Source organism: Proteus sp. Marseille-Q3619 (genome assembly GCF_965283115.1).
The window spans coordinates 3,618,130-3,637,219 of sequence record NZ_CBDIMP010000001.1 but is presented as its reverse complement, the minus strand read 5'-3'; the positions used below and the strand labels follow the sequence as shown (position 1 = coordinate 3,637,219).

At 37.2% G+C, this 19,090-nt stretch carries 32 protein-coding genes and 1 pseudogene; 5 read left to right on the top strand and 28 right to left on the bottom strand.

All coding sequences use genetic code 11. The features are described 5' to 3' along the window. Window position 1: 1 nt before the first annotated feature. The 3 genes from ACWPWK_RS16770 to ACWPWK_RS16760 form a co-directional block, all read right to left on the bottom strand. The gene (locus ACWPWK_RS16770; protein ID WP_109372772.1) at window positions 2-1,486 is read right to left on the bottom strand and encodes a terminase; all 1,485 of its coding nucleotides are present in this window, start codon (window positions 1,484-1,486) and stop codon (window positions 2-4) included. A gap of 2 nt (window positions 1,487-1,488) precedes the next feature. Continuing rightward, complete coding sequence (locus tag ACWPWK_RS16765) at window positions 1,489-2,091, bottom strand: hypothetical protein (protein WP_109372771.1); 603 nt, start codon at window positions 2,089-2,091, stop codon at window positions 1,489-1,491. A gap of 83 nt (window positions 2,092-2,174) precedes the next feature. After that, window positions 2,175-2,339, bottom strand: a complete 165-nt coding sequence (locus ACWPWK_RS16760) for a hypothetical protein (RefSeq protein ID WP_167392489.1) — start codon at window positions 2,337-2,339, stop codon at window positions 2,175-2,177. A 306-nt stretch (window positions 2,340-2,645) separates the two neighbouring features. Between ACWPWK_RS16760 and ACWPWK_RS16755 the strand changes: the two genes are divergently transcribed. Then, window positions 2,646-2,984 carry a hypothetical protein gene (locus ACWPWK_RS16755; protein ID WP_089503218.1) on the top strand — a complete coding sequence of 113 codons (339 nt, stop codon included), beginning with the start codon at window positions 2,646-2,648 and terminating at the stop codon, window positions 2,982-2,984. Window positions 2,985-2,999: 15 nt separating this feature from the next. Here ACWPWK_RS16755 and ACWPWK_RS16750 read toward each other — a convergent pair whose 3' ends face one another. The 23 genes and pseudogenes from ACWPWK_RS16750 to ACWPWK_RS16640 form a co-directional block, all read right to left on the bottom strand. Next, window positions 3,000-3,158 carry a hypothetical protein gene (locus ACWPWK_RS16750; RefSeq protein ID WP_167392488.1) on the bottom strand — a complete coding sequence of 53 codons (159 nt, stop codon included), beginning with the start codon at window positions 3,156-3,158 and terminating at the stop codon, window positions 3,000-3,002. Further along, on the bottom strand, window positions 3,155-3,361 hold the full coding sequence (locus tag ACWPWK_RS16745) for a hypothetical protein (protein ID WP_089503217.1): 207 nt from the start codon (window positions 3,359-3,361) through the stop codon (window positions 3,155-3,157). Before ACWPWK_RS16745 ends, ACWPWK_RS16750 begins: the two co-directional genes overlap by 4 nt. Further along, window positions 3,358-3,942 carry a BRO family protein gene (locus ACWPWK_RS16740; RefSeq protein ID WP_109372770.1) on the bottom strand — a complete coding sequence of 195 codons (585 nt, stop codon included), beginning with the start codon at window positions 3,940-3,942 and terminating at the stop codon, window positions 3,358-3,360. The genes ACWPWK_RS16745 and ACWPWK_RS16740 overlap by 4 nt, the downstream gene beginning before the upstream one ends. 697 nt (window positions 3,943-4,639) lie before the next feature. Further along, window positions 4,640-5,101, bottom strand: coding sequence for a lysis protein (locus tag ACWPWK_RS16735; RefSeq protein WP_109372769.1), 462 nt, complete (start codon window positions 5,099-5,101; stop codon window positions 4,640-4,642). Between the two features lie 2 nt (window positions 5,102-5,103). Beyond that, a complete protein-coding gene (locus ACWPWK_RS16730; RefSeq protein WP_004244729.1) occupies window positions 5,104-5,262 on the bottom strand; it encodes a hypothetical protein in 159 nt (52 codons plus the stop codon). After that, a complete protein-coding gene (locus tag ACWPWK_RS16725; RefSeq protein WP_109372768.1) occupies window positions 5,244-5,714 on the bottom strand; it encodes a lysozyme in 471 nt (156 codons plus the stop codon). Before ACWPWK_RS16725 ends, ACWPWK_RS16730 begins: the two co-directional genes overlap by 19 nt. Next, window positions 5,714-5,983, bottom strand: coding sequence for a phage holin family protein (locus ACWPWK_RS16720; RefSeq protein WP_109372767.1), 270 nt, complete (start codon window positions 5,981-5,983; stop codon window positions 5,714-5,716). Before ACWPWK_RS16720 ends, ACWPWK_RS16725 begins: the two co-directional genes overlap by 1 nt. A 491-nt stretch (window positions 5,984-6,474) precedes the next feature. Then, window positions 6,475-6,984 (bottom strand): lipocalin family protein, encoded by a 510-nt coding sequence (locus ACWPWK_RS16715; RefSeq protein ID WP_098943667.1) that lies wholly within the window; start codon window positions 6,982-6,984, stop codon window positions 6,475-6,477. Window positions 6,985-7,008: 24 nt separating this feature from the next. Beyond that, a complete protein-coding gene (locus ACWPWK_RS16710) occupies window positions 7,009-8,004 on the bottom strand; it encodes a YbgA family protein (RefSeq protein ID WP_109372766.1) in 996 nt (331 codons plus the stop codon). A 100-nt stretch (window positions 8,005-8,104) separates the two neighbouring features. Further along, on the bottom strand, window positions 8,105-8,512 hold the full coding sequence (psiE, locus tag ACWPWK_RS16705) for a phosphate-starvation-inducible protein PsiE (protein ID WP_098943670.1): 408 nt from the start codon (window positions 8,510-8,512) through the stop codon (window positions 8,105-8,107). 500 nt (window positions 8,513-9,012) lie between these two features. Further along, a complete protein-coding gene (ymcF, locus tag ACWPWK_RS16700; RefSeq protein WP_419775829.1) occupies window positions 9,013-9,153 on the bottom strand; it encodes a cold shock small protein YmcF in 141 nt (46 codons plus the stop codon). A gap of 7 nt (window positions 9,154-9,160) precedes the next feature. After that, a complete protein-coding gene (cspE, locus tag ACWPWK_RS16695) occupies window positions 9,161-9,373 on the bottom strand; it encodes a transcription antiterminator/RNA stability regulator CspE (RefSeq protein WP_041701226.1) in 213 nt (70 codons plus the stop codon). A gap of 580 nt (window positions 9,374-9,953) precedes the next feature. Beyond that, a complete protein-coding gene (locus tag ACWPWK_RS16690; protein WP_072070436.1) occupies window positions 9,954-10,412 on the bottom strand; it encodes an Hsp20 family protein in 459 nt (152 codons plus the stop codon). Between the two features lie 239 nt (window positions 10,413-10,651). Continuing rightward, a complete protein-coding gene (locus ACWPWK_RS16685; RefSeq protein WP_109372765.1) occupies window positions 10,652-11,284 on the bottom strand; it encodes a bacteriophage antitermination protein Q in 633 nt (210 codons plus the stop codon). Beyond that, the gene (locus ACWPWK_RS16680; RefSeq protein ID WP_004245983.1) at window positions 11,284-11,640 is read right to left on the bottom strand and encodes a RusA family crossover junction endodeoxyribonuclease; all 357 of its coding nucleotides are present in this window, start codon (window positions 11,638-11,640) and stop codon (window positions 11,284-11,286) included. Before ACWPWK_RS16680 ends, ACWPWK_RS16685 begins: the two co-directional genes overlap by 1 nt. Then, window positions 11,637-11,927, bottom strand: coding sequence for a DUF1364 domain-containing protein (locus ACWPWK_RS16675; RefSeq protein WP_004245984.1), 291 nt, complete (start codon window positions 11,925-11,927; stop codon window positions 11,637-11,639). The genes ACWPWK_RS16680 and ACWPWK_RS16675 overlap by 4 nt, the downstream gene beginning before the upstream one ends. Before the next feature lie 78 nt (window positions 11,928-12,005). Further along, on the bottom strand, window positions 12,006-12,455 hold the full coding sequence (locus ACWPWK_RS16670) for a YbcN family protein (RefSeq protein WP_049195179.1): 450 nt from the start codon (window positions 12,453-12,455) through the stop codon (window positions 12,006-12,008). A gap of 67 nt (window positions 12,456-12,522) precedes the next feature. After that, on the bottom strand, window positions 12,523-12,858 hold the full coding sequence (locus ACWPWK_RS16665) for a nucleoside triphosphate pyrophosphohydrolase family protein (protein WP_017628812.1): 336 nt from the start codon (window positions 12,856-12,858) through the stop codon (window positions 12,523-12,525). Between the two features lie 21 nt (window positions 12,859-12,879). Continuing rightward, the gene (locus tag ACWPWK_RS16660; RefSeq protein WP_109372764.1) at window positions 12,880-14,265 is read right to left on the bottom strand and encodes a replicative DNA helicase; all 1,386 of its coding nucleotides are present in this window, start codon (window positions 14,263-14,265) and stop codon (window positions 12,880-12,882) included. Next, complete coding sequence (locus ACWPWK_RS16655; protein WP_109374413.1) at window positions 14,265-15,032, bottom strand: helix-turn-helix domain-containing protein; 768 nt, start codon at window positions 15,030-15,032, stop codon at window positions 14,265-14,267. Before ACWPWK_RS16655 ends, ACWPWK_RS16660 begins: the two co-directional genes overlap by 1 nt. Further along, window positions 15,029-15,202 (bottom strand): hypothetical protein, encoded by a 174-nt coding sequence (locus ACWPWK_RS16650; RefSeq protein WP_004251793.1) that lies wholly within the window; start codon window positions 15,200-15,202, stop codon window positions 15,029-15,031. The genes ACWPWK_RS16655 and ACWPWK_RS16650 overlap by 4 nt, the downstream gene beginning before the upstream one ends. Before the next feature lie 95 nt (window positions 15,203-15,297). Continuing rightward, a complete protein-coding gene (locus tag ACWPWK_RS16645) occupies window positions 15,298-15,645 on the bottom strand; it encodes a hypothetical protein (protein ID WP_004247478.1) in 348 nt (115 codons plus the stop codon). A 118-nt stretch (window positions 15,646-15,763) separates the two neighbouring features. Next, window positions 15,764-15,931, bottom strand: a pseudogene (locus ACWPWK_RS16640) (Cro/CI family transcriptional regulator); the annotation flags it as partial. 112 nt (window positions 15,932-16,043) lie between these two features. Between ACWPWK_RS16640 and ACWPWK_RS16635 the strand changes: the two are divergent. Both ACWPWK_RS16635 and ACWPWK_RS16630 read left to right on the top strand, forming a co-directional pair. Next, window positions 16,044-16,754, top strand: a complete 711-nt coding sequence (locus tag ACWPWK_RS16635; RefSeq protein WP_098943676.1) for a LexA family protein — start codon at window positions 16,044-16,046, stop codon at window positions 16,752-16,754. 8 nt (window positions 16,755-16,762) lie between these two features. Beyond that, the gene (locus tag ACWPWK_RS16630; RefSeq protein WP_088495876.1) at window positions 16,763-17,104 is read left to right on the top strand and encodes a DUF3024 domain-containing protein; all 342 of its coding nucleotides are present in this window, start codon (window positions 16,763-16,765) and stop codon (window positions 17,102-17,104) included. A gap of 155 nt (window positions 17,105-17,259) precedes the next feature. Here the strand turns inward: ACWPWK_RS16630 and ACWPWK_RS16625 are convergent, their stop codons facing one another. Then, window positions 17,260-17,454: a DUF2767 family protein gene (locus ACWPWK_RS16625; RefSeq protein ID WP_098943677.1), complete on the bottom strand. Its 195-nt coding sequence runs from the start codon at window positions 17,452-17,454 to the stop codon at window positions 17,260-17,262. 445 nt (window positions 17,455-17,899) lie between these two features. Here ACWPWK_RS16625 and ACWPWK_RS16620 point away from each other — a divergent pair, with 445 nt between their 5' ends. Beyond that, window positions 17,900-18,202 carry a transcriptional antitermination N peptide gene (locus ACWPWK_RS16620; RefSeq protein WP_098943678.1) on the top strand — a complete coding sequence of 101 codons (303 nt, stop codon included), beginning with the start codon at window positions 17,900-17,902 and terminating at the stop codon, window positions 18,200-18,202. 199 nt (window positions 18,203-18,401) lie between these two features. Here ACWPWK_RS16620 and ACWPWK_RS16615 read toward each other — a convergent pair whose 3' ends face one another. Next, on the bottom strand, window positions 18,402-18,776 hold the full coding sequence (locus ACWPWK_RS16615; RefSeq protein ID WP_098943679.1) for a hypothetical protein: 375 nt from the start codon (window positions 18,774-18,776) through the stop codon (window positions 18,402-18,404). 80 nt (window positions 18,777-18,856) lie between these two features. On the opposite strand from ACWPWK_RS16615, the gene ACWPWK_RS16610 reads away from it, so the two are divergent. Then, window positions 18,857-19,081 carry a hypothetical protein gene (locus ACWPWK_RS16610; protein ID WP_138158020.1) on the top strand — a complete coding sequence of 75 codons (225 nt, stop codon included), beginning with the start codon at window positions 18,857-18,859 and terminating at the stop codon, window positions 19,079-19,081. The last annotated feature ends 9 nt before the right edge of the window (window positions 19,082-19,090 follow it).

The window sequence follows — 19,090 nt, the reverse complement described above, 5'->3', positions numbered from 1 at the left end:
GTTAGTTCCAGTTAAATTCTATTTTCTTAGTCAACCGTTTAGTATTTCTTCGACTCACTGCAAAATATCTAAATCCATCAGCATCATGAGATGTGTAATCATGAAGTGGCTTATCTTTCCAACATCCGCGTTTGTCATCCCACTCTTTGCGATACCCCTCAAGATGAGCGATGCCTACACTGCATTTATGTTCATCAAAAACACAGAGGGGGAGAATTTCACGCACAGCCTCAATGCCTTCATCAATGGAAAGTTTCGGCACTACGTCAAATCGGATTGAGTAAATTTGTCCGTCGATTTCGTACCCTTCACGCGCTAATTCACGCCGAGATTTCGCATCAGAACCAAACTCACGGTTATCGATATCATGAGGGCCATTGTGACTTGCATATGTGTAGCCTTTGTCTTTCAGCACTTTCATGTAGTGTCGCAGGCCTTCACCACTATTTGAGTAATGGTCTATGACATGAAACTCTTCGCCTACTTCACGGATAAACCAGATTGATGTTGAGTCCCCCACACCGATATCCCAGTACGTATGAACCGGTAGATGCGAGTTATCAGGAAGTGTGCCAATGCGTTTATTTTCGTACAGGAAGCGGAATTGCTTGGCATAGTAAGCGCCTTCAACAGTTTGCTGAAATGCTTCAGACGGTATTGACGGATATTCCCGCTTCATATCGTCGCCGAGTGTTTTCTCTTTGGCGTAATACCATGCTTTCTGACGCTCGTTTAATTGAACGCCATGTTTACTTGATATTTCATCGAAGTAGTCAACTAATCGTTGCGGTAATTGTTCCACAGGATCAATGGAGTATTCAGGATTCTTCCACCATGAGAAGAAAAAGAATTTCCAGTCTAGGTTAGAGAGAGCCTTGCTCTGAATTTGCGCTTTCTCAGCAGACTGACAATAATCGAAGAAATAACCTGCTCGACCTTCTGCTGTACTTTCAATTGTCGTGAAACAATCGCTTGATACCGCCTCAAATGCACCAGTGACAATCTCACGAGCTTTCTCTGGATACTTAGCGCATATCTTGCCGAACTCAGAAACGTGCAAATATCGGAGTGTGCCGCCACGAAATGATGTGCTGATATAAAGTGACCCGCCTTTGCTAAACACCAATTCACCAGACGCATCATTACTCGCTGGATTTGCAGCTTTAATTTCATCAGGTAGCTTTTCGTAGGCATACTTTATCTTTTCTCTGAATAGTCGCTTAGCATCGTTAAGCGTGTGAGCTATCAACGCACATTTCGCCGCCTCAAATAGCGCTGCGTCTAATTGGATGATGCAGACCTCAGTAGTGAAGCCAAGCTGACGTGCTTTAAGGATAATGTTTCGCGTGTGCATTCCTTCGAAGTATTCAAGCTGCTCAGGCGTCATTTTAAATCGAACTGGTTTACCTTCTTTATTGGTTATCCAGTAGAGATGGTTCAATCGCCAGAGCTTATCTCTTAATAATGCAAGATGTTCTGGCTTCATGATTATTCCTTAGATAGGTCGTCCATTAAATCTGATAGTTGGCTAGCCGTCTTATTCGGCTGAACGTCATCAAGGCCATATGCCTGACGCTCAAGTCCAATTAAGTTCTTAAGTGTTTCACTAAGTGCTTTTGCTGATTTAACACGCTCAGGCAGGGAGATAATTGAGTGATAAATTTCATTGAGTTTGTCGCGACCATTATCATCAGGACTAAACATCAGGTCGCCCAACTTACTCAAGGCAGGCACATCTGCGCACTCTGTACTCAGCTCATCAAACAAGACGTTAGCCAGTTCTCGCGCTCGCCGTATATCGCCCCTGTGTTCCATACGAACATTAGCAATAACCTCAGCCGTAGCCTCAATAAGTACGCGCTCAGATAATGTTGTTTCTGTGCGTACCTGCTTGCGTACTTCTTCTTTGCGTACCAAATCATCAGCACGAGATTTTATCTTTGCGTTAAGATCTCGCGACCAATCATCTTTCTTAGCCCTCTTACGTATAGCCCCTTCAGATATACCATGTTGTGAAGCTATTTCTCGGAGTGACATCACGCCAGCTCGGTAAGCCGACTCGATGGCCTCCCAATCTGGTCTTTTAGCCATAATTTTCCCTCATAACAAATTAAAAAACTCACCGTAGTGAGCTTTGTGATTTGCAATAAAAAACCCGCCGGAGCGGGCTATTGTTAGATAGCAACTCCTCGTCGCCTTAACTCATCCATGATTGCATCAATAGCATCATGGATTACGTCAGTATTGTAGTAAATTGACAAGCCTGATTGATAAATGGTTTCCAGTAACTTGAAGTTATGCTTAAGATTGTTGATCAGCTGATCGGTTGTTTTAGACATTAGAATTCTCCTGTGTCTTTTATAGAGCTTAATTGCTCACCTTTATTTATCCTCACAGGCCTGAAGAATGCCCAAAACACGCTATTTTTGGTCTAATTTATTTAGTATTCTATTTTTGCGCTACCGATTATCCTATTGGTCACATGAGGCTCTTTAGTGGTCATTATGCCTTTGTATGTTGAGCCATCTTTCTTAGTTGCTATTACGTGATATTTTTCTGACATATCCCACCCAATAAAAAAACCGCGCTAAGCGGAATGCTGATATATAGTTATCTAAAATGAAAACAGATAGAGGAGCTCAATAGTGAGAGATAAACATGATAACCAAAATTATATGACGAAATTTCTCAAGATGCAGAGAGATGTATTTGTACCTTATTTGAGGAAAGTAATTCATCCTACCGAACTAAAGTCGGTATTTTGTATTTACGAAATGATTGAACAAGGTGAAAATATTTACACCTATTTAGTTAACGCTGACACAGTGGTCATATTTGAAATGTCTCGCATAGACCAATCTATAATTCATGACCGAACCATTCATATCCATGAATATGCGCAAGAATCAAAAGGGAGACAATGGCATAGGTATGTTAGGGAGTTACAGGCATTTGCAGAAAGAGAAGATTCTCAAGTGAAATAAAAAGACCACTAGAGCCTATTTGGTTTTCTGCTTGTTGACTAACTTACCTAACTCGCGTTCAACGATTTCAGCAACTATCCTACCATCATCAACTCTGCCACAATGCAGGTATTCAAGTAATTGCTGTAATTGACAATGAAGAGTGGATAGACAGTCTTTTTCTTTTTTGGTCATATCTTATCCTTAGTGAACTTACTCGCCCATACTTTGGCGATATGCAAGCAATCGTCAAATATTCGCCCTTTCTTACTCGCTTGAGCGATTCGGCGATAATGCTCTACTGCCATGTAGCTTGCTCTCTGGATGACAGATAAAGAAAAGCCTAGCTTCTTTAACTCGGCCTGTATGTTCTTTTCTATGAATTGTTCGTGGTTCATGCAGGTTCTCCTCCATCTGGAAAATCACCCATATCAGGTAAAGTAAGTTGTGATAAATCAATAATGAATTTCTTTGCTTTGCGTATTTTCTTCAAATGACGCTTGCGCAAATTCATCAGGTCACTGCCTTTCTTGCCAAAATTTTCGAAAGACCAATTATCCACTGCTACTAATCTATTTTGCATTTCGTTAATGGTAAGGCTTTTGAGCTCATCCATATCAAGATTTGCTAGTTCTGCTTGAGGTTTTGACTCCTTCTCTGCTAAGTCTAGTAGCCAGCGTCGAAGTGCTTTAGCAATATCAGTTTTAGAGAGAATACCGACTAAATGAGCACCTCTAACCGAAAATATCCGCACTCTTTTATTTTGCATCTCATTGTTTTTATTACTAACGGTCAAATTGACCGTCTGAGACATGCCATCGGTAAACTCATCTTTATTTCGATTAAAGATACGAGTTACTGATGACTCATCTTTGTATCCAAGTAATTCTGAAAGTTGCTTGTTGGTAAACCAGATTTTTCCATCCCCCTTATCAAATGGGGTGATTTTATGACCTTTAAAAACTAAGGATTTATTCATAACGTTTTACCTTCATTTGAAATGAACCCTCGTTCACATAGAAAATCAGCCCGTCGAAGCTCGCCAGCTATAACTGACTTCCTCGAAGGCTCATATCAAAGTGATTGGATTCGACGTTTGTGAATTGCTCTGTGAATAAGCGATGAAATGCGTATAAAAAAAGCCACCAGCGATTAACTGATGGCTATCCATATACGCCACTAAATAAATGACGTTTGTAGAATTAAATATATTGATGTCTCTCCATCGTCACGCCCCTTCTTCTACCTACAGCTGACGTTGCTGATAATGACCAAAAAATAACAAAACGGTGGTATTCGTTGTTTTTGATTTCTCTTACACACTCAATGTGAGGAGAACATGTCATCGTTAATGTATGAGAACAGCGACAACGCAACGCATTAAAACATCATTACAAGAGGATTATTTTCTAAAAAATAGCGTTGATTATTAACAGATTGGTTTAGTCGATATTGGTAATCTATTGTTTTCACTCATACTAGTGAAAGCCCTGTGGGAGCCCAAACTCACAGGGTTATTTTTATCTTGCGTTTTTATTTAGGTAAGAAATAAGTTAATCAGAATTATCAATCTGGTATATATACTTACTTAAGCTATACTAACTAAAATCAACCTCGCTATACTCTTACTGATTGGTGTTTAGTTAGTTTGCCCATGCACCCATGCTGGGCTTTTTTTAGTTCACACACTCCACTCTAATGTAATCCTGCAACCCTTTAATCATCTGTTCTGACTCTGCAATTCGCTCTCTGAGTAACCAATAATTTCTGATAGCGGTGTCAGTAGGTCGGGCGGTGGTTGCATAAGCCAAGCGGGTGGCGGGAGTGGTTTTGTTTTTTGGGCACTCGGCTTTGATATACACCCGCTCAGGATGACGCTCACTAATATCACGCAAGCGACTAATTTCATTCTTGGCATTCGCTAACTCCTGTATATATTGAATATCCAACTGATTTAATCGCATTATGCGTGCTTGATAATCAGTATTAATAGACTTCTGTTCTTCGAGAGCCACAGTTAGTTTTTTATTGGTATCTGTCAGTGAATTAATCCTGTTAGCTTGCCAGTTAATCACCCAATAACTACCCACAATGATGCCTACCATCGCAATGACGGCATAGAGTTTCCCGTATTTCATGATTAGTACCTATGATGTGAGAGAGCTATCTGACAGCGCTTTTCTAAACTAACTTGGTCTTTAGTACATGAGTTATCAATTAAGAGATAAATACCACCAGCGACTGTAATGAGTAATGCAAGGATAAAGCTGATAATGATGATTAAAGGTTTCCATGACATAGTGCTGACTCCGCCTCTCGACGACTGACAAGCCCTCGCCAAACCTTTCCACCCGCATATACCCAACGTTTTATTTCTTCACAGGCACCCGCTCTATCATCCGCATTTAATTTCTTGAGTAATATTGAGCGAGCAAATGCTGTCATTCCTACATTAAAAGCAAAGGAATATAAAGCGGCTTTGGTGTAGTCATCGAGTGGTACTTTGATTAATGCATCGACTTGCTGTTGTGTCTTAATAAAATCATTTTGTAATAACGCATCACATTCTTGTTGTGTATATGTCTTACCTTGAATAATGTCTTTGCCTGTATGCCCATAACAAACCGTCAAAACGCCTGCCACATCACGATAAGGTTCATAACGCACACCTTCAAAATGGGCTATCACTACTAATGCGATTGCTGTTGCTCCCGCAGTTGTTAGCGCAGCTATTTTCTGTTTGAGAGACATTAAATATCCTTTGGCGCTTTTACCATTAATTCAGCAAGCCTTTTTAGGGTTTCAGTTGGATTTTGTGGGTCAACATGTCGAACAAGCTCTTCAAATAATTGAGTGCGTTTTCGTTGCTCTCGACGAGTCATAAAATAAGTGGCTAAACCCAGGAGCATGCTAAACGCCATCCCGATAACAAATCCCCATTCATATAATGAGAGGCTGGCAAAAAATGCCGTTAAGCCCGCTGTTCCATAAGTAACATTGGTTAATTTTTCCATACACATATACACCCCTACGGAGTGCCCATTAATGATTAATATAAAGAGAAATTATTAAGAGATTTTCGAGATGATTTATAAAAATATAGTAATTCTTATTTATTACTGTACATATTTATAAATTTATTCATAAAATAATAAATAATATTTATGAAACGGAGTAATCAAGTGCGATATATTATTTTATTTCTTATTTCTTTATTTTTTATAATTACTTTCATTATAATAACTAATAATGATAAAAATCAGTCAGTTAAACAAACAACTCAAATCGAGAACGATATAAATAAAAAATCAGAAAAGTGCACATTTTATTCACCAATAAAAACAAAACGACTAGCCTGGATAACACTAACTCATAAATCCCCATGCTCTTAGGTGTAAATAATCATTACCAGTGTTATTATAATGGATAATATGAATAGGCATTTTCAAATCATAATTAAATTAAATACCATCAAATTAGATAGTATTTAAATTCAGCTATATACCTTTTGTTAAAATATTATGATCCTGTTACTATCAAATCCATATGATGTTGCAAAATTAATATATTCATTCAACAAATTTGATGGCATGGTCGGTGTACGTGATAATATCCATAAATAATCTTTATCTGGTCCTACAACCAAAGAATATTGATAATTCTTATCCAATTTGATGATATTATATCCACCATAGAATGGACCAAAAAATGATACTTTTAATGCACCTTTATTAGATAAATCAACAAAATAAGCCTTACCGATACTTTCTTTCCAGCGATGTTTATTTTGACTCCAACCTCGATTAATAACCTTAACACCACCATCATCTCGTAATGAATAATTTGCGGTAACTTTCGTTAAGCCTTTTTCAAAACGATTATCTATTCTAGCGACCTCATACCACTGCCCAAGATAACGTGATAGATCAAAATTATTAACAGGCTTAATGTCACTCGGAGGAATAACATTGCATCCAGTAAGAATAAATGAACTTAAAAAAGTGACAAAAGAACGTATCATATTTTCCTCCTATCAATAAGTTTATTATAATCCATAACGTAATCTTAAGGATTGAGGATAAGGATGAAAATATCTCTGTTTACTCAAATAATTATCAGGATGCTCTGATAGATAATGATTAATTAATGTTAAAGGTGCTAATAAAGGCTGTATTCCTTGACGGTATTCTAAAATCAATTGACTTAATGCTTGTCGCTGATTTGATGTTAAATAGCGCTTAAAATACCCCTGCACATGCATAAGAACATTGGTATGATTACGTCGTGTTGCTTGGTGCTGTAATAATGTCATAAATCTATTTCGATATTCATCAAAAAAAGCTTCCAATGAATGCCATTCTTTATTATTAGCAACAAAGCGACCTAACTCTCTATAAAGAGGTTGTGAATGAGCCAATAAGAGCAGTTTATATCTTGTATGGAAATCGATTAAAGACTGACGAGTAAATGCGTTCATTCTCAATTCATTCAACTCATCCAGTGCAAATACACGTATAACAAAATTTTCTCTTATATGAGGATCATTCAATCGTCCATCTTCCTCTATTGGTAACCAAGGCATCATTTTTTTCAGATTTTCTGTAAAAATACCCGTCCCAGCCTTCCTATTACCATTACCAATAGGATCATATACACGAACACGCTCTAATCCACAACTTGGTGATTTTGCACAAACAATATACCCACTAAACTGATTAAATTTCTCTAAATACTCAACAGAATACCGATTCATCTTTTCAGTTAAATCACCTTCACTCCCGTTACTAAATTTTAATGCAATTTCTCCTGAATTTGATTTAACTAATCTTAGTGCGGGTCTTGGTGTAGGTAAACCAATAGCCATCTCAGGACAAGCCGATTGATATTCAAAATAATCAGATAGTTCATCTACGGCAAGATGAAAGCGCTTATGACCACCATCAAACCTAACATTATTCCCTAATAAACAAGTGCTAATCCCTACAATAATTTTTTTACCAACAAAATTATTTTTGTGAATATCTGTAACAGAGTTAAACATTCTTACTACCTCATATGAAACATTCATATAATCTGATTATAGTAAATCATAACTGTATTCATATTAGTAAGATTATGCTTTTTTTACTACTTTTATAATTTTAATTAGGTTTCAATCTTTCAGCACTAGAAATATATAATGCAATAACAAGTAGCAGTATCGTTCCTGAGTAAACAATAAGTAACTGAGGATTTTTATGTTCAACAACAATTAACCTAATTACCGCAGTTATTGCAATATAAATAAAATATTGCAATGGAAAGTGATAATTCGACTGAAAATATTTAATAATTAATGCAATAAATTCAAAATAAAGAAAGTAAATGATAAGTCCATCAACTAATAAATAAATTGAAACTGGATCACTAACTGTAAACAATAAATTAGCAAGGATAATAGTTTCTTTAACTAAAAAAATTATTAAAATAATTGCAAGCAATATCAGGCCAACACTACTAATCCATTGTAAAACTCGACTAATTACTTTTGTTTGGTTTAGTCCTGTCATAATAACTCCTAAGAGTTTATGCTCCTAATATCAAGTTTTCTATAGATTAAAATAAAAAATAGATGAGAAGCTTTATATTTAATTAGGCCACCATCAAGGTATCGAACCTCGACTTTTAGTTTAAATAAAACTAAATACTCTCCCAGTTAAGCTAATGGCGGAATGAATTTACCTGAACCAACGAACTATCACAAATGCAACTAAGAGCAATAAAGCAATGATAATTACATTCCGTAAAAAAGCGGGGATTCGGTGTAATAGCGCAGACCAATTCATAGGCATCTCCTTAGGAAATCATTCCTTTAGATACCGCATCTATTTTCGATAAAAACTTGCAAATGCAAGGTTTGCTGTTGATAGCAATGAGGTATGTTTACTTTCCTAAGTTTACCACACACTAATGAATATGTACGTTTTAAAATATAAAGGGATCATCTTTAAATTTAAGCAACAAAAAAACCCCGCCAAAGCGAGGTTCTATATATTCAACTATTTAACGCTTAACTCATTTGAGCAGCCATCACAGTCTTACAAAAAATACATTTTGCGCCGTGTGGATTGTTCACTGTAACATCAAATTGTGATGTTCTATATTGTGAACCGCTACAACAAGGGCATTTAAAATAGAGGCGAATAGTAATAGCGCCTTTAGAGAGCCACCACGTTGCCTGCTGCTGGACCTTTCATACCATTTTCAATGGTAAATGAAACTTCTTGGCCTTCCATCAGAGATTTGAAGTCATCACTCTGAATTGCAGAGTAATGTACAAATACATCTTTACTTCCATCTTTAGGAGTGATGAAACCAAAACCTTTATCATCGTTAAACCATTTTACTGAACCAGTCATTGTATTAGACATAGAATTTCCTTTAATTTATTTAATTTGCCATAAGGCATATGAGGGTTTGTTTTTTATTTTTACTTATGGGAATTAATTAGAAGGAATTCGCAATGAAGTGGTATCGAGGATAACGCTAAACGGTGAACAACTTTAAACTGACTAACATAAATAGGCCTGTACTTCCAAACCAGTGATGTCATTAAGCCATAGAAAAATTCAGATAGCAAACTTTATTTTTGCAATAAAAGCACTTGTGTGTGCTATCAAGAATGAAACCCTATTAAAAGGTGCCGACTCACAGCTCTTGTGTGAACGGTATAAGTGGGTATTGATTCTGTGGTCGGCATAGACGGAAAGGCTACAAAGTAACCTTATTTAATTTAGGGTTGAATATCTTAATGAGAATAATTATCATTACATTCGTATCAAATTGACAGGTTTGATACGAATTAGTACGACATGACTTACATTGCTTCTTGCGTTTATTTTATATGCCGATATGACTCCTAGCGTATCGGCATTTTTTTATTGTGTATTGAAAACAATTAAGGCTACACATCATGCGTAGCCTTAATCTTATTCACGTTATCTAACTCAATTAACTTTTATCTTTATTTTCTATCGCTATTGTTTGTCGTTTTTCTTCTTCAGGTAATTCATACTCAATAGCAATGGTCAGAAGTCCACTTGATAAATCGGCTTTTTCTATTTTAACATTTTTACCGAGGTCAAATTGCAACGTAAATTGCCCTTGAGATATGCCTCGGTGGATCCATTTATCATTGTCTTCTTCTGATTTTTCTTCTTTTTTCCCTTCAATCAATAAACGGCTACCTTTCAATGAAACCGATAAATCATTTTCTTGATATCCAGGCACACTCACTGTCAGCTCATAATGGTTATCATCAATCTGTTTCAGGTTATAAGTCTGTACAGGTGATGCTATTGGCTTACTGCCTGTTAACTGACTAAACAGGCGATCTATCTGATCAAAACGATTTGAAAGTAAGTTGTCAGATAATGTTGGGAATAATGAAAAAGGTTTAATGTTAGGCATATAACTCCTCCTTCAGTATTTAATGAATTATGGGCGGTATCTTATTTACCCAAAATATAAATATGAACGAGCAAGCATTTTTCAAGCCCTAAATCCTAAATTTTTTATCTTTGACCTACATGGGATTGTAGATAACAAAAAACCCCGCCGAAGCGAGGTTTGAAATACTTACATTTATACTATTATATAAATATTGCATTTAATTTATAGAAAAAAACGGAGTTTTGCAACTTTTTTAATCAGCTTAAAGCGCTAATTTTGAATAGCGAATCTCTATCTAATTGATAGCAACAATCTAATAAACAAATCCAATACAGTTTATAGCTCTTTCGCCAAGCATCAGCACTGACGCCCAACAATTCAGCGAGCTTAACATCCGTATATTTTTTTGCTGTTTGATTAATTTCTGCTTTTACCGCCTGAATGGCTAGTAAGGTAAGAGATTGAAGTCGTTGCTTAACTTTTTTCGTTATCCTTTTTTTACTATTTAATCGCTGAAACTCATGCCAAATATAGGGAACAATGAGTATTTGCTCACGATAATATTGATAATCACCATAGCAATAGAGTAACCATAAGCGCATTTCGTTAGGCAATTGATGAATACCTCTGCGCCATGATGAAGTGCGATAAGTAACTTCATTAATTAATGGTTTTGATTTTCCTTTGGCATGTTTTTGCTTAATTTTGAGTGGATGTGAGGGGAGTCTGTATCGAGACTTTATTTCACCCGCATAGCGTATTGGGTTTCTTTTAAACCTATCGGTTACAAGTATTGCTTGTTCCTCCATGGCACTTAACGGCCCATTTTCTATAATACAAACATTCATCAACGCTGTACTTACTCGCTCGCGTATCCACTCAATATTCACTATCGCACCTCTTGGATAATTATCTGCCCCCTTTTTCCCCACACTTTTGTTACCCGCCCATCCCATACACGTGAATCATCGTCAAAAATAGCATCAAGTAATGCTTTTTCGAGATTATCTTTATCCGGTTTTTGTTGATGGGGTTTACCGTTCATTTCGGAGCGTTTAGTTTTACTCCAACTCTTCGGCATGGGTAGAATGAATGTAATGTGGTAATGTGATTCAGGTAGGGTGATTTTGTTTAACTTTACTTCGTCCTTAAACGCAAAATACTTTAAAACTGGGGGACGTTTTTTCCATTTATCAGCCTGAGTCATCCTTGGTTTAGGTACTGGTTCGATATTAAAGACCTTCACACGTTCAACTTCCCTTCTTGGATCAATATGGCTTGCGTTCTCAAAACACCTTCTAGGTGACATTGTTTTGCATACTCCATATCCGTAAATCGTGTTCGTCTATCAACTTCATCGTGACATGCACTACAAGCCCAAGCGCCAAATAAGTCATGCGATTTTATTCCGACGCCACAAAGACCTGACATTCTGTAATGGGCTAAAACAACCGTTTCAGAGTTACCATTACAAACTGAAGGTATTCTAATCTGACATTCACGCCCTTTTGCCTCATTGCGTAAATTCATCATGAGCCTCCTGATTACTATTTTTTATCACTCTAAAATAAAAACGATCATGTTATTAACTGAAATAATCATCACTATTTCCTATTCTTCTTGCTTTCTTTTCAAACTCATATATTCAGAGTTACGAGGAATGATGATCGGAATTCCCTTCTCAATGCACCATTGTTCATGTTTCTCCATCATGTAAAGCATCCTTGCTTTATCCATCTTGCTGGTTTTTTCACGCTCACCGTTTTCATTGCGTCCTAGCCAATGTCCAACGAAATATTCATGAGTTTCCTCATTAGTGATGGGCTTTGATAAAACGATTTCACCGACACCATTTTTAATATCGATAACAACGCCACGTGCACGTAACCACTCGCCTGTGGTTTCCATCCACATACGCCATGTTTTATTCATGGGTATGGTTCTTAAATCACGCCACTCGGTGATTTTGATGCGATAGCGTTTACCTGTTGTCACGATTTCGGAGAGCACTTTGAAAATACTGTTGAGATTGGATTTATGGAGACAGATATCATCTGTCACTAAACAACCTCTCCATCATTATTTTTTAAATATACAAACACCTAGTTTCATCTCGGAAATTGCTAAATTAAAATCGTTTACCTCCTTTTTTAACTCTATTTTCTCGCTGATGATCTACTCGATGTTTGTTGTATTCGAGTTTCTCTGTAATAGCGCTTTCGATGTCGTAACCGAACTCTTCCGCATAATCCAAAATACGAATAACAGCATCAGCAAGTTCAACTTCTGCCATTTTTCTATGTGGTAAATGGTAATCCATTAGATCTTTACGCTCCCCCTCCATTGCTTCACTAATTTCAGAATGGATCAAGCAAAGTAAGGTTCCTTTTTCCCTTGGGATATCCCACCATCCAGCCTCAATGTTTTGTTGATGAATTTTTTTCTGTAGTTGTTTTATTGTCATATCTAAAATCCCTCTATCGAATTAAAACGATTTTTCACAATACCTTTTAGGCTCTCGTTTCGGTTGAGCGCGATAAGCAGCCATATATTGATCAACCGATGTAATACTCAATCCTTGTTGGTCAACATACACAGTACCTGTTTTACCGTGTCGATTGAGTCTTAAAATCATCTCGGTCAGTGTTTCATCCGCATTATCGTGGTACACCGCATCACGATAAATGCCTAACCAATAATCACAATCTTGCTCGATTTGTCCTGTATCTCTTGAATCACTTGGTACGGGGCGTTTATCTGCCCTGTTTTCCAATCCCCGATTCAGTTGTACAAGCAACACAACCACCGTATTGAGCTCTTTTGCCAATATCTTTAGCCCCTTAGTGATTTCACCATAGGCAATATCATTACGGTCAGCTTTTCCCGCTTGCATCAGAGTGAGGTAATCGACACCAATAAACCCAATATCACCGACTTTGCGCTTAATTCTCCGACTTTCAGAACGAATGTGTTGTAAGGACATGCCGGGTGTATCATCCACCCAAATATTGGGCTCATCTTTAAGGCGACCGATGGCACTGCAAAGCCTATCCCATTCATACTCCTCTAACTTTTGGTAAAATTTATCTGAATTAATCTGGGTTTGTTGGGCTAGTGTCCGTTCAACAAGCTGTTTATCCGTCATTTCCATGCTGAACAACAATACAGGCTTACCTTGTTGTGAGACATTTTTTGCCATTTCAGTGAGAACGGTTGTTTTTCCCATCTTTGGACGAGCACCAATCACGAACAGAGAACCGATGACAATCTGTTTTGGGCTTAATAGGCGGTCAAAATCTTTAAATCCCGTTTTTAATCCTCGATGTTTCTCTGGGTTATCTTGGCGGTCACAAATATCGGTAAAAACATCATCCAACACATCATCAATTCGGCGTAGCCCTGTTTTTCTCCCCATTTTTCCAAACGACGTGGCTTCATCAAGCAAGCGTTGTGCTTGTTCAATTTTATCCGTAAAACTTAACTCACTTGGCACCATCATGAGTTTTTGAATTTCAACCGTCTTTTCGATAACAAAACGCTGTGCGGAACACTCTCGGATTTTTTTCGCATAAGCCATAATGTTAGCGATACTCGGTGTTTCTCTTGCCATCTCAGCAAGATAGGCAAAACCACCTGATTGATTAATTCGGCCTTTTGACTCCAGACAATCCGTCACCGTCATGATGTCTATTGGCATACGTTGGGTATACATTTCTCGCAGGGTGAGATAAATAATTTGATGGTGTCGGGCATAAAAATCTTCAGGTTTTAGCAGTGAGAAAATTGATTGAGCATTGTCACTTTGCGGGTCGAGCAGGAGTCCTCCAATAACATTTTGTTCCGCCATTAAATTATTCGGAACTTGGTTCATCACAGTGCTCCTTCCCTTGTTTTGAGTACCGTTTCAGGTCTGAGTAAATAATCAAAATTCGCTCGCCAACCCCGATTATTTTCGCCGAAATACCAAGCACTCGCCGTTTCCATAAAATAATCAAAATAATTTTTAGCTGATTCAACTGTGGGTTCTTTGAGCTCTTTCAGGAATTTGGATATTGCTCGTTTGCGTTTGTCATTCAGTGATTCGGCATTGGGTAATCTATCCCCTGCCGATTCGTTGAAGGCTTGCATGATTTCCTGATAAGGAATTTTAGCTTGCCGATTAATTGAAATCTGCTTTGCAGGTTTCGAGTCGTCAGACGATAATTTTTTAGAGTTAATTGACTGGTTAAAAGACTGACTGGTTCTGGGTAAAAATTTTTGACTACCCCCTAGTCCAACCGTTTGACTACCGTGGTCAAATTCTTTGACTACCTCTGGTACAGAATTTTGACTAGGTGGTACTGTATTTTGACTACCCTCATCAAGAGATTTAGCCTCCAAATCCAAAATATATAAATTGGAAGTATGCCCCTTATCAGTTTTTCGCGTAACTTTACGAACAAACCCTTTTTTACATAAACTTTTAATGTGGTTTATCGCACTTTGACGGCTAATTTCGCAATGACGTGCAATAGTTTCATAAGAAGGAAAGCACTCGCCTTTATCATTGGCATTATCGGCAAGTTTCAGTAGCACCATTTTTTGTGCTGTACTCCCCACCTGTAATTGCATGGCTTTTGCCATTAGAAGCATACTCATTTTCGCTCTCCTAATAACTTATCCCGATGTGCTTTCCTTAATTTTGCGTCTTTCAATGCTTCCTTTAAACGCTGACAACCCAGTGGGGTTATTTCTTGTAATAGCCTATTTCTCATGATGTTTTTATGCTCATCACAGCCATTAAATTCATGATTTATTCTTTGTCTCATGGTATAATTTCTCCATTCCAAAGCTGTATCAAAAAAGGGAAACCGAAGTTTCCCCTTGTGATAAAAACTGGATATTGATACAGTATATTTGTACGTTAAATGGTGAATTCCATTGAACAACACGCCTCGTTTGTTGCCGCAATCGAGGCGTTTTCTTTTATTTTCATTTGAGAAAGTTCACCCATTTGTTTCCACAAAAATCGGTACTCTTCTTCTGAGATTTTTCGTTCTCCTTCCATCACAAAATCAATAATTCCCGATGCGACAAGTGTTTCGCATATTTCAGGATATTTTTCAGTTCGACGTAAAATTGTTGAATCATGGACACCTAATGTTCTAGCCACAGCAGATTGAGTTTTATTTCTCAATGCTTGCAATGCTGATGCGATTAGGTGATTAGAGATAAATTGATTGAATTGTTTGCGTGTATTTGCGCATTCCATTGTTTAGAGTCCTTATGAGTTAACTAAGGGACAATAATGATCCGTGGCTCATTCCATATGAGCGGATTGTTTAGGTGCGCATTTTTCAGCGCAGAGCTGTTAAAGAGCAGGATGATACTTATTTTCCTGATGGAAACGGCTTAACTTCTTCAGCCTCAACTGTTCCATCTTGTTTTCTGATAATGAAAATATTTCTTTTCTTTAAAATTGCTTTACTTATTGCGCTTTGCCTAACACCTAACAATTCAGCCGTTTTGTGTTGTCCTAGCTCAGTAGCAAATTTAGTAAGAGGGACTTTTCCATAGTTTCTCCTTTTTTAATCATTATTACCGCAAGTGATAAAATAGTCAACACCTGCGGTGATTGGTAAATATTCCATTTGGTAATAAAATTGCAGTATGAAAAAAAAACCGATCACAGATGAACAAAAAGCTGACGCTCTTCGCCTAAAAAATATATTTGAGGCAAAAAAGAAAGAGCTCAGCTTGTCACAAGAAACCCTTGGTGATTCAATCGGCATGGGGCAAAGTGCCATTGCTCAATTATTGAATGGCGTAAATGCATTAAATATAGAGAATGCAGCTAAGCTAGCAGAAGCATTGCAAGTCACTGTTGATGAATTTAGCCCATCTCTAGCCAAAGAAATTAGAGGTATGTTTAAAGCTGTCAGCCCATTAAAAACACCAAGCATGAATGAAAAATACCAGTACCCTCTATTTACAAAGGTACAAGCTGGCGCTTTCTCAACAGAATTTAACTCATACACTCAGAAAGATGCTGTGTATTGGATACCGACAGCTAAGAAAGCTAGTGAGCGCGCTTTCTGGTTAGAAGTTGAAGGGCAATCAATGACAGCCCCACCTGGAGGAAAGCCAAGTTTTCCAGAAGGAATGCTAATTCTGGTAGATCCTGAAGAAGAAGTCGAGTTCGGAGATTTCTGTGTTGCTCGTTTACTGAATGATGAATTTACATTCAAACGACTTATTAGAGAAGGCGGGATTGAGTATCTAGAGCCATTAAACCCACGCTATGACCTGATCCCCATTAATGGGAATTGCACAATCATAGGTAAGGTAATCAAGTCACAATGGCCTGACGACACGTTTTAGGAGGGAGTATGGCGTTTAACAATATTGAGATAGCAAATATTAGACGGTGTATGGAGTTTTTCATGGAAAAACGCCGCCCAGCAGAGCACCTGAGAGATGAATTAGATCTACAGTATCGTATCGAGGACGACTCAGTAATTATCTTTGAAATTAGACAACTAATATGGAGTGATGGCAAAGTAGAAGAACCAATAGCAAAAATAACATATAATAGGCATTCTAGTTCATGGTCTCTGCTTTGGATGGATAAAAATAGCAACTGGCACCACTACGATGAAAAAATGTTAGGTAGCTTCTCTGATGCAATTCAATTAGTAGAAGAAAATGTTTGCGGATATTTCTTTGGTTAGTAACTGAGTATGCTCAACGACAATATAATCTATTCAAGAAAAAGCTGGCCTTGTATATTATCCAGAATTAATGGCTTATAGTGAATATAACTGCTTGTTTGAAGATGAAGATTAATTACTAATGCCCAGCCCTCCCATGGGGGCTTCTTTTTCACTTATTTATCAATCAAATCAATAGCTATACTATAAATAGCAATCATATGTTTACTCTCTTCATTTACACGCTGCTCTTCTAAAATTGCTGAGATATTCTTATGTGTAATGCGGTAACCTTTTTCGTTTAATAACATTACAGACCTTCCTACAACTTGGCATACACTTTCATAAATAGCATCTCTTTCAATATTCATACACACCTCCGTTCAATATTTAAACAATAACACTCTACTGGATATGCACATAAACATTTTTGTTTGTTTTCTGCACTGAGGTTTGTCTATTAAAGTGATCTGCATTCCAACTTGAGATTTTTTTGAAAATAAATTATCTGGAAATACAATAAATTAACACCGCTAGTTATATTTTAATTACCCGCGGTGTTGACTTGTAAATCACCGCTGGTTATATTTAACATACCAAAGGCAAGAAGCCATAGATAAACAGGATGTTCGCTCTTTAACAGAACGCGCTGAAAAATGCGCAAACCAAAAACAGTAAGTTTTTGGATTGGTGAATGATAAAGCTGATTAGCAATATAGGGATCGGCAATAACTCAATAAGTCGCATGACGTAACACCGAAAGTAGGAGATCAGCACCTACCACCAATCACCAAAACTTATTCGGAGGTGGTAATTATGTGTATTCGCGGATATAACTGCGCTAGAAGTCGCAGAGCTGACCGTAGAACGGAATTACAAAACGCATATGCTATGAATGAACAGTTAAAAGTTGCCATTCATGGCAAGCCAAAAGAAGAAATAAAGCGCCCTACTTTATCACTAACACGCAAACCAGTTAGTAGGGTTGAAAAAGCAATTTCAATTCGTAGTACTAAAGTTTATGACTCAGCAGATAACTGTTGCTTACCTAATGTAGCAGTATTTTCAGGAGTTAAAACAAAACAGCCGAGCAGTGAATTCGGGGTTACGGCACGTTGATTAATAGATAGGAGATAGAGATGGGAATTAAAACTCCAGATAGTTACAATCCAGAATGGCAAGCAAAGATGTTGAGAAAATAATCCATCAAACTTGGTCGGTTAAAAGAGTGTGATGATAATTCAAAAATTAGTCTAATTGTTGAATGTGATGAAATAGTAGACGCACTTCGTGAGTATTCAGGCTACTAGCGTCATGTTTAATTAATACACCTTATCAAATCGTCTACTAATTGAAAGTTAGGACTTGAAGTTACTGTAACTCTAATAGAAGTATCCATACGAGATGTGATGACAGCCTGAGTATACTTGACTCCGTTAATATTAATATCTGCTATTTGACCGATATTTTTAACAGAAAAATTACTCAGACCAGTATCATTTTTAAGTCTAATTCTCAAGGAATCATTTTCTTGTATATGAGAGTCAATTTCTGCTGATTCTATATTTTTACATGCAATAAAAAGCTCACCTTTACTAGTTTTGAAAGACAAACAAATATCATCTGGCTTGCACTGATTATCAGCTATTGCAGATGTTGTGAATAAAAGCGCAGCAACAGTAATTAATTTCATGAAAACAAATCCATTTATTTAAGTTAAATGAAGTATATCAGTATGTTAGTTAATAACGAAGGATGTATGACATGAGTAAAATGACATTCGTAGTTGAGTATGAAGATGGTAAGGAGCCGTCTGTTAATACAGGAACAGAGATATTAGGCGGTAAATTGTTATCAGTTGGATTTAATGATTACCGAGATGAACAACTAACTCAGGATGAAGTTAGCGCCTTAAATCACGCAATTAACTTTAACGACTTGAAAGAAACCTGCGAAGACTTTGAAGTCAATTATGACGAAGTTGTAGCAAAACTCTAAAGCTCTCGC

Coding starts and splice junctions, on each gene's coding strand:
- ACWPWK_RS16730 (WP_004244729.1), bottom strand. CDS start 5,262: ATGTCATGGAAACCTTTAATCATCATTATCAGCTTTATCCTTGCATTA.
- ACWPWK_RS16740 (WP_109372770.1), bottom strand. CDS start 3,942: ATGAATAAATCCTTAGTTTTTAAAGGTCATAAAATCACCCCATTTGAT.
- ACWPWK_RS16665 (WP_017628812.1), bottom strand. CDS start 12,858: ATGACAATAAAACAACTACAGAAAAAAATTCATCAACAAAACATTGAG.
- ACWPWK_RS16625 (WP_098943677.1), bottom strand. CDS start 17,454: ATGAATATTGAAAGAGATGCTATTTATGAAAGTGTATGCCAAGTTGTA.
- ACWPWK_RS16710 (WP_109372766.1), bottom strand. CDS start 8,004: ATGTTTAACTCTGTTACAGATATTCACAAAAATAATTTTGTTGGTAAA.
- ACWPWK_RS16655 (WP_109374413.1), bottom strand. CDS start 15,032: ATGAGTATGCTTCTAATGGCAAAAGCCATGCAATTACAGGTGGGGAGT.
- ACWPWK_RS16615 (WP_098943679.1), bottom strand. CDS start 18,776: ATGAAATTAATTACTGTTGCTGCGCTTTTATTCACAACATCTGCAATA.
- ACWPWK_RS16715 (WP_098943667.1), bottom strand. CDS start 6,984: ATGATACGTTCTTTTGTCACTTTTTTAAGTTCATTTATTCTTACTGGA.
- ACWPWK_RS16720 (WP_109372767.1), bottom strand. CDS start 5,983: ATGTGTATGGAAAAATTAACCAATGTTACTTATGGAACAGCGGGCTTA.
- ACWPWK_RS16660 (WP_109372764.1), bottom strand. CDS start 14,265: ATGAACCAAGTTCCGAATAATTTAATGGCGGAACAAAATGTTATTGGA.
- ACWPWK_RS16725 (WP_109372768.1), bottom strand. CDS start 5,714: ATGTCTCTCAAACAGAAAATAGCTGCGCTAACAACTGCGGGAGCAACA.
- ACWPWK_RS16620 (WP_098943678.1), top strand. CDS start 17,900: ATGTGTATTCGCGGATATAACTGCGCTAGAAGTCGCAGAGCTGACCGT.
- ACWPWK_RS16645 (WP_004247478.1), bottom strand. CDS start 15,645: ATGGAATGCGCAAATACACGCAAACAATTCAATCAATTTATCTCTAAT.
- cspE (WP_041701226.1), bottom strand. CDS start 9,373: ATGTCTAATACAATGACTGGTTCAGTAAAATGGTTTAACGATGATAAA.
- ACWPWK_RS16750 (WP_167392488.1), bottom strand. CDS start 3,158: ATGACCAAAAAAGAAAAAGACTGTCTATCCACTCTTCATTGTCAATTA.
- ACWPWK_RS16610 (WP_138158020.1), top strand. CDS start 18,857: ATGACATTCGTAGTTGAGTATGAAGATGGTAAGGAGCCGTCTGTTAAT.
- ACWPWK_RS16765 (WP_109372771.1), bottom strand. CDS start 2,091: ATGGCTAAAAGACCAGATTGGGAGGCCATCGAGTCGGCTTACCGAGCT.
- ACWPWK_RS16770 (WP_109372772.1), bottom strand. CDS start 1,486: ATGAAGCCAGAACATCTTGCATTATTAAGAGATAAGCTCTGGCGATTG.
- psiE (WP_098943670.1), bottom strand. CDS start 8,512: ATGACAGGACTAAACCAAACAAAAGTAATTAGTCGAGTTTTACAATGG.
- ACWPWK_RS16690 (WP_072070436.1), bottom strand. CDS start 10,412: ATGCCTAACATTAAACCTTTTTCATTATTCCCAACATTATCTGACAAC.
- ACWPWK_RS16635 (WP_098943676.1), top strand. CDS start 16,044: ATGAAAAAAAAACCGATCACAGATGAACAAAAAGCTGACGCTCTTCGC.
- ACWPWK_RS16760 (WP_167392489.1), bottom strand. CDS start 2,339: ATGTCTAAAACAACCGATCAGCTGATCAACAATCTTAAGCATAACTTC.
- ACWPWK_RS16650 (WP_004251793.1), bottom strand. CDS start 15,202: ATGAGACAAAGAATAAATCATGAATTTAATGGCTGTGATGAGCATAAA.
- ACWPWK_RS16630 (WP_088495876.1), top strand. CDS start 16,763: ATGGCGTTTAACAATATTGAGATAGCAAATATTAGACGGTGTATGGAG.
- ACWPWK_RS16745 (WP_089503217.1), bottom strand. CDS start 3,361: ATGAACCACGAACAATTCATAGAAAAGAACATACAGGCCGAGTTAAAG.
- ACWPWK_RS16735 (WP_109372769.1), bottom strand. CDS start 5,101: ATGAAATACGGGAAACTCTATGCCGTCATTGCGATGGTAGGCATCATT.
- ACWPWK_RS16675 (WP_004245984.1), bottom strand. CDS start 11,927: ATGATGAATTTACGCAATGAGGCAAAAGGGCGTGAATGTCAGATTAGA.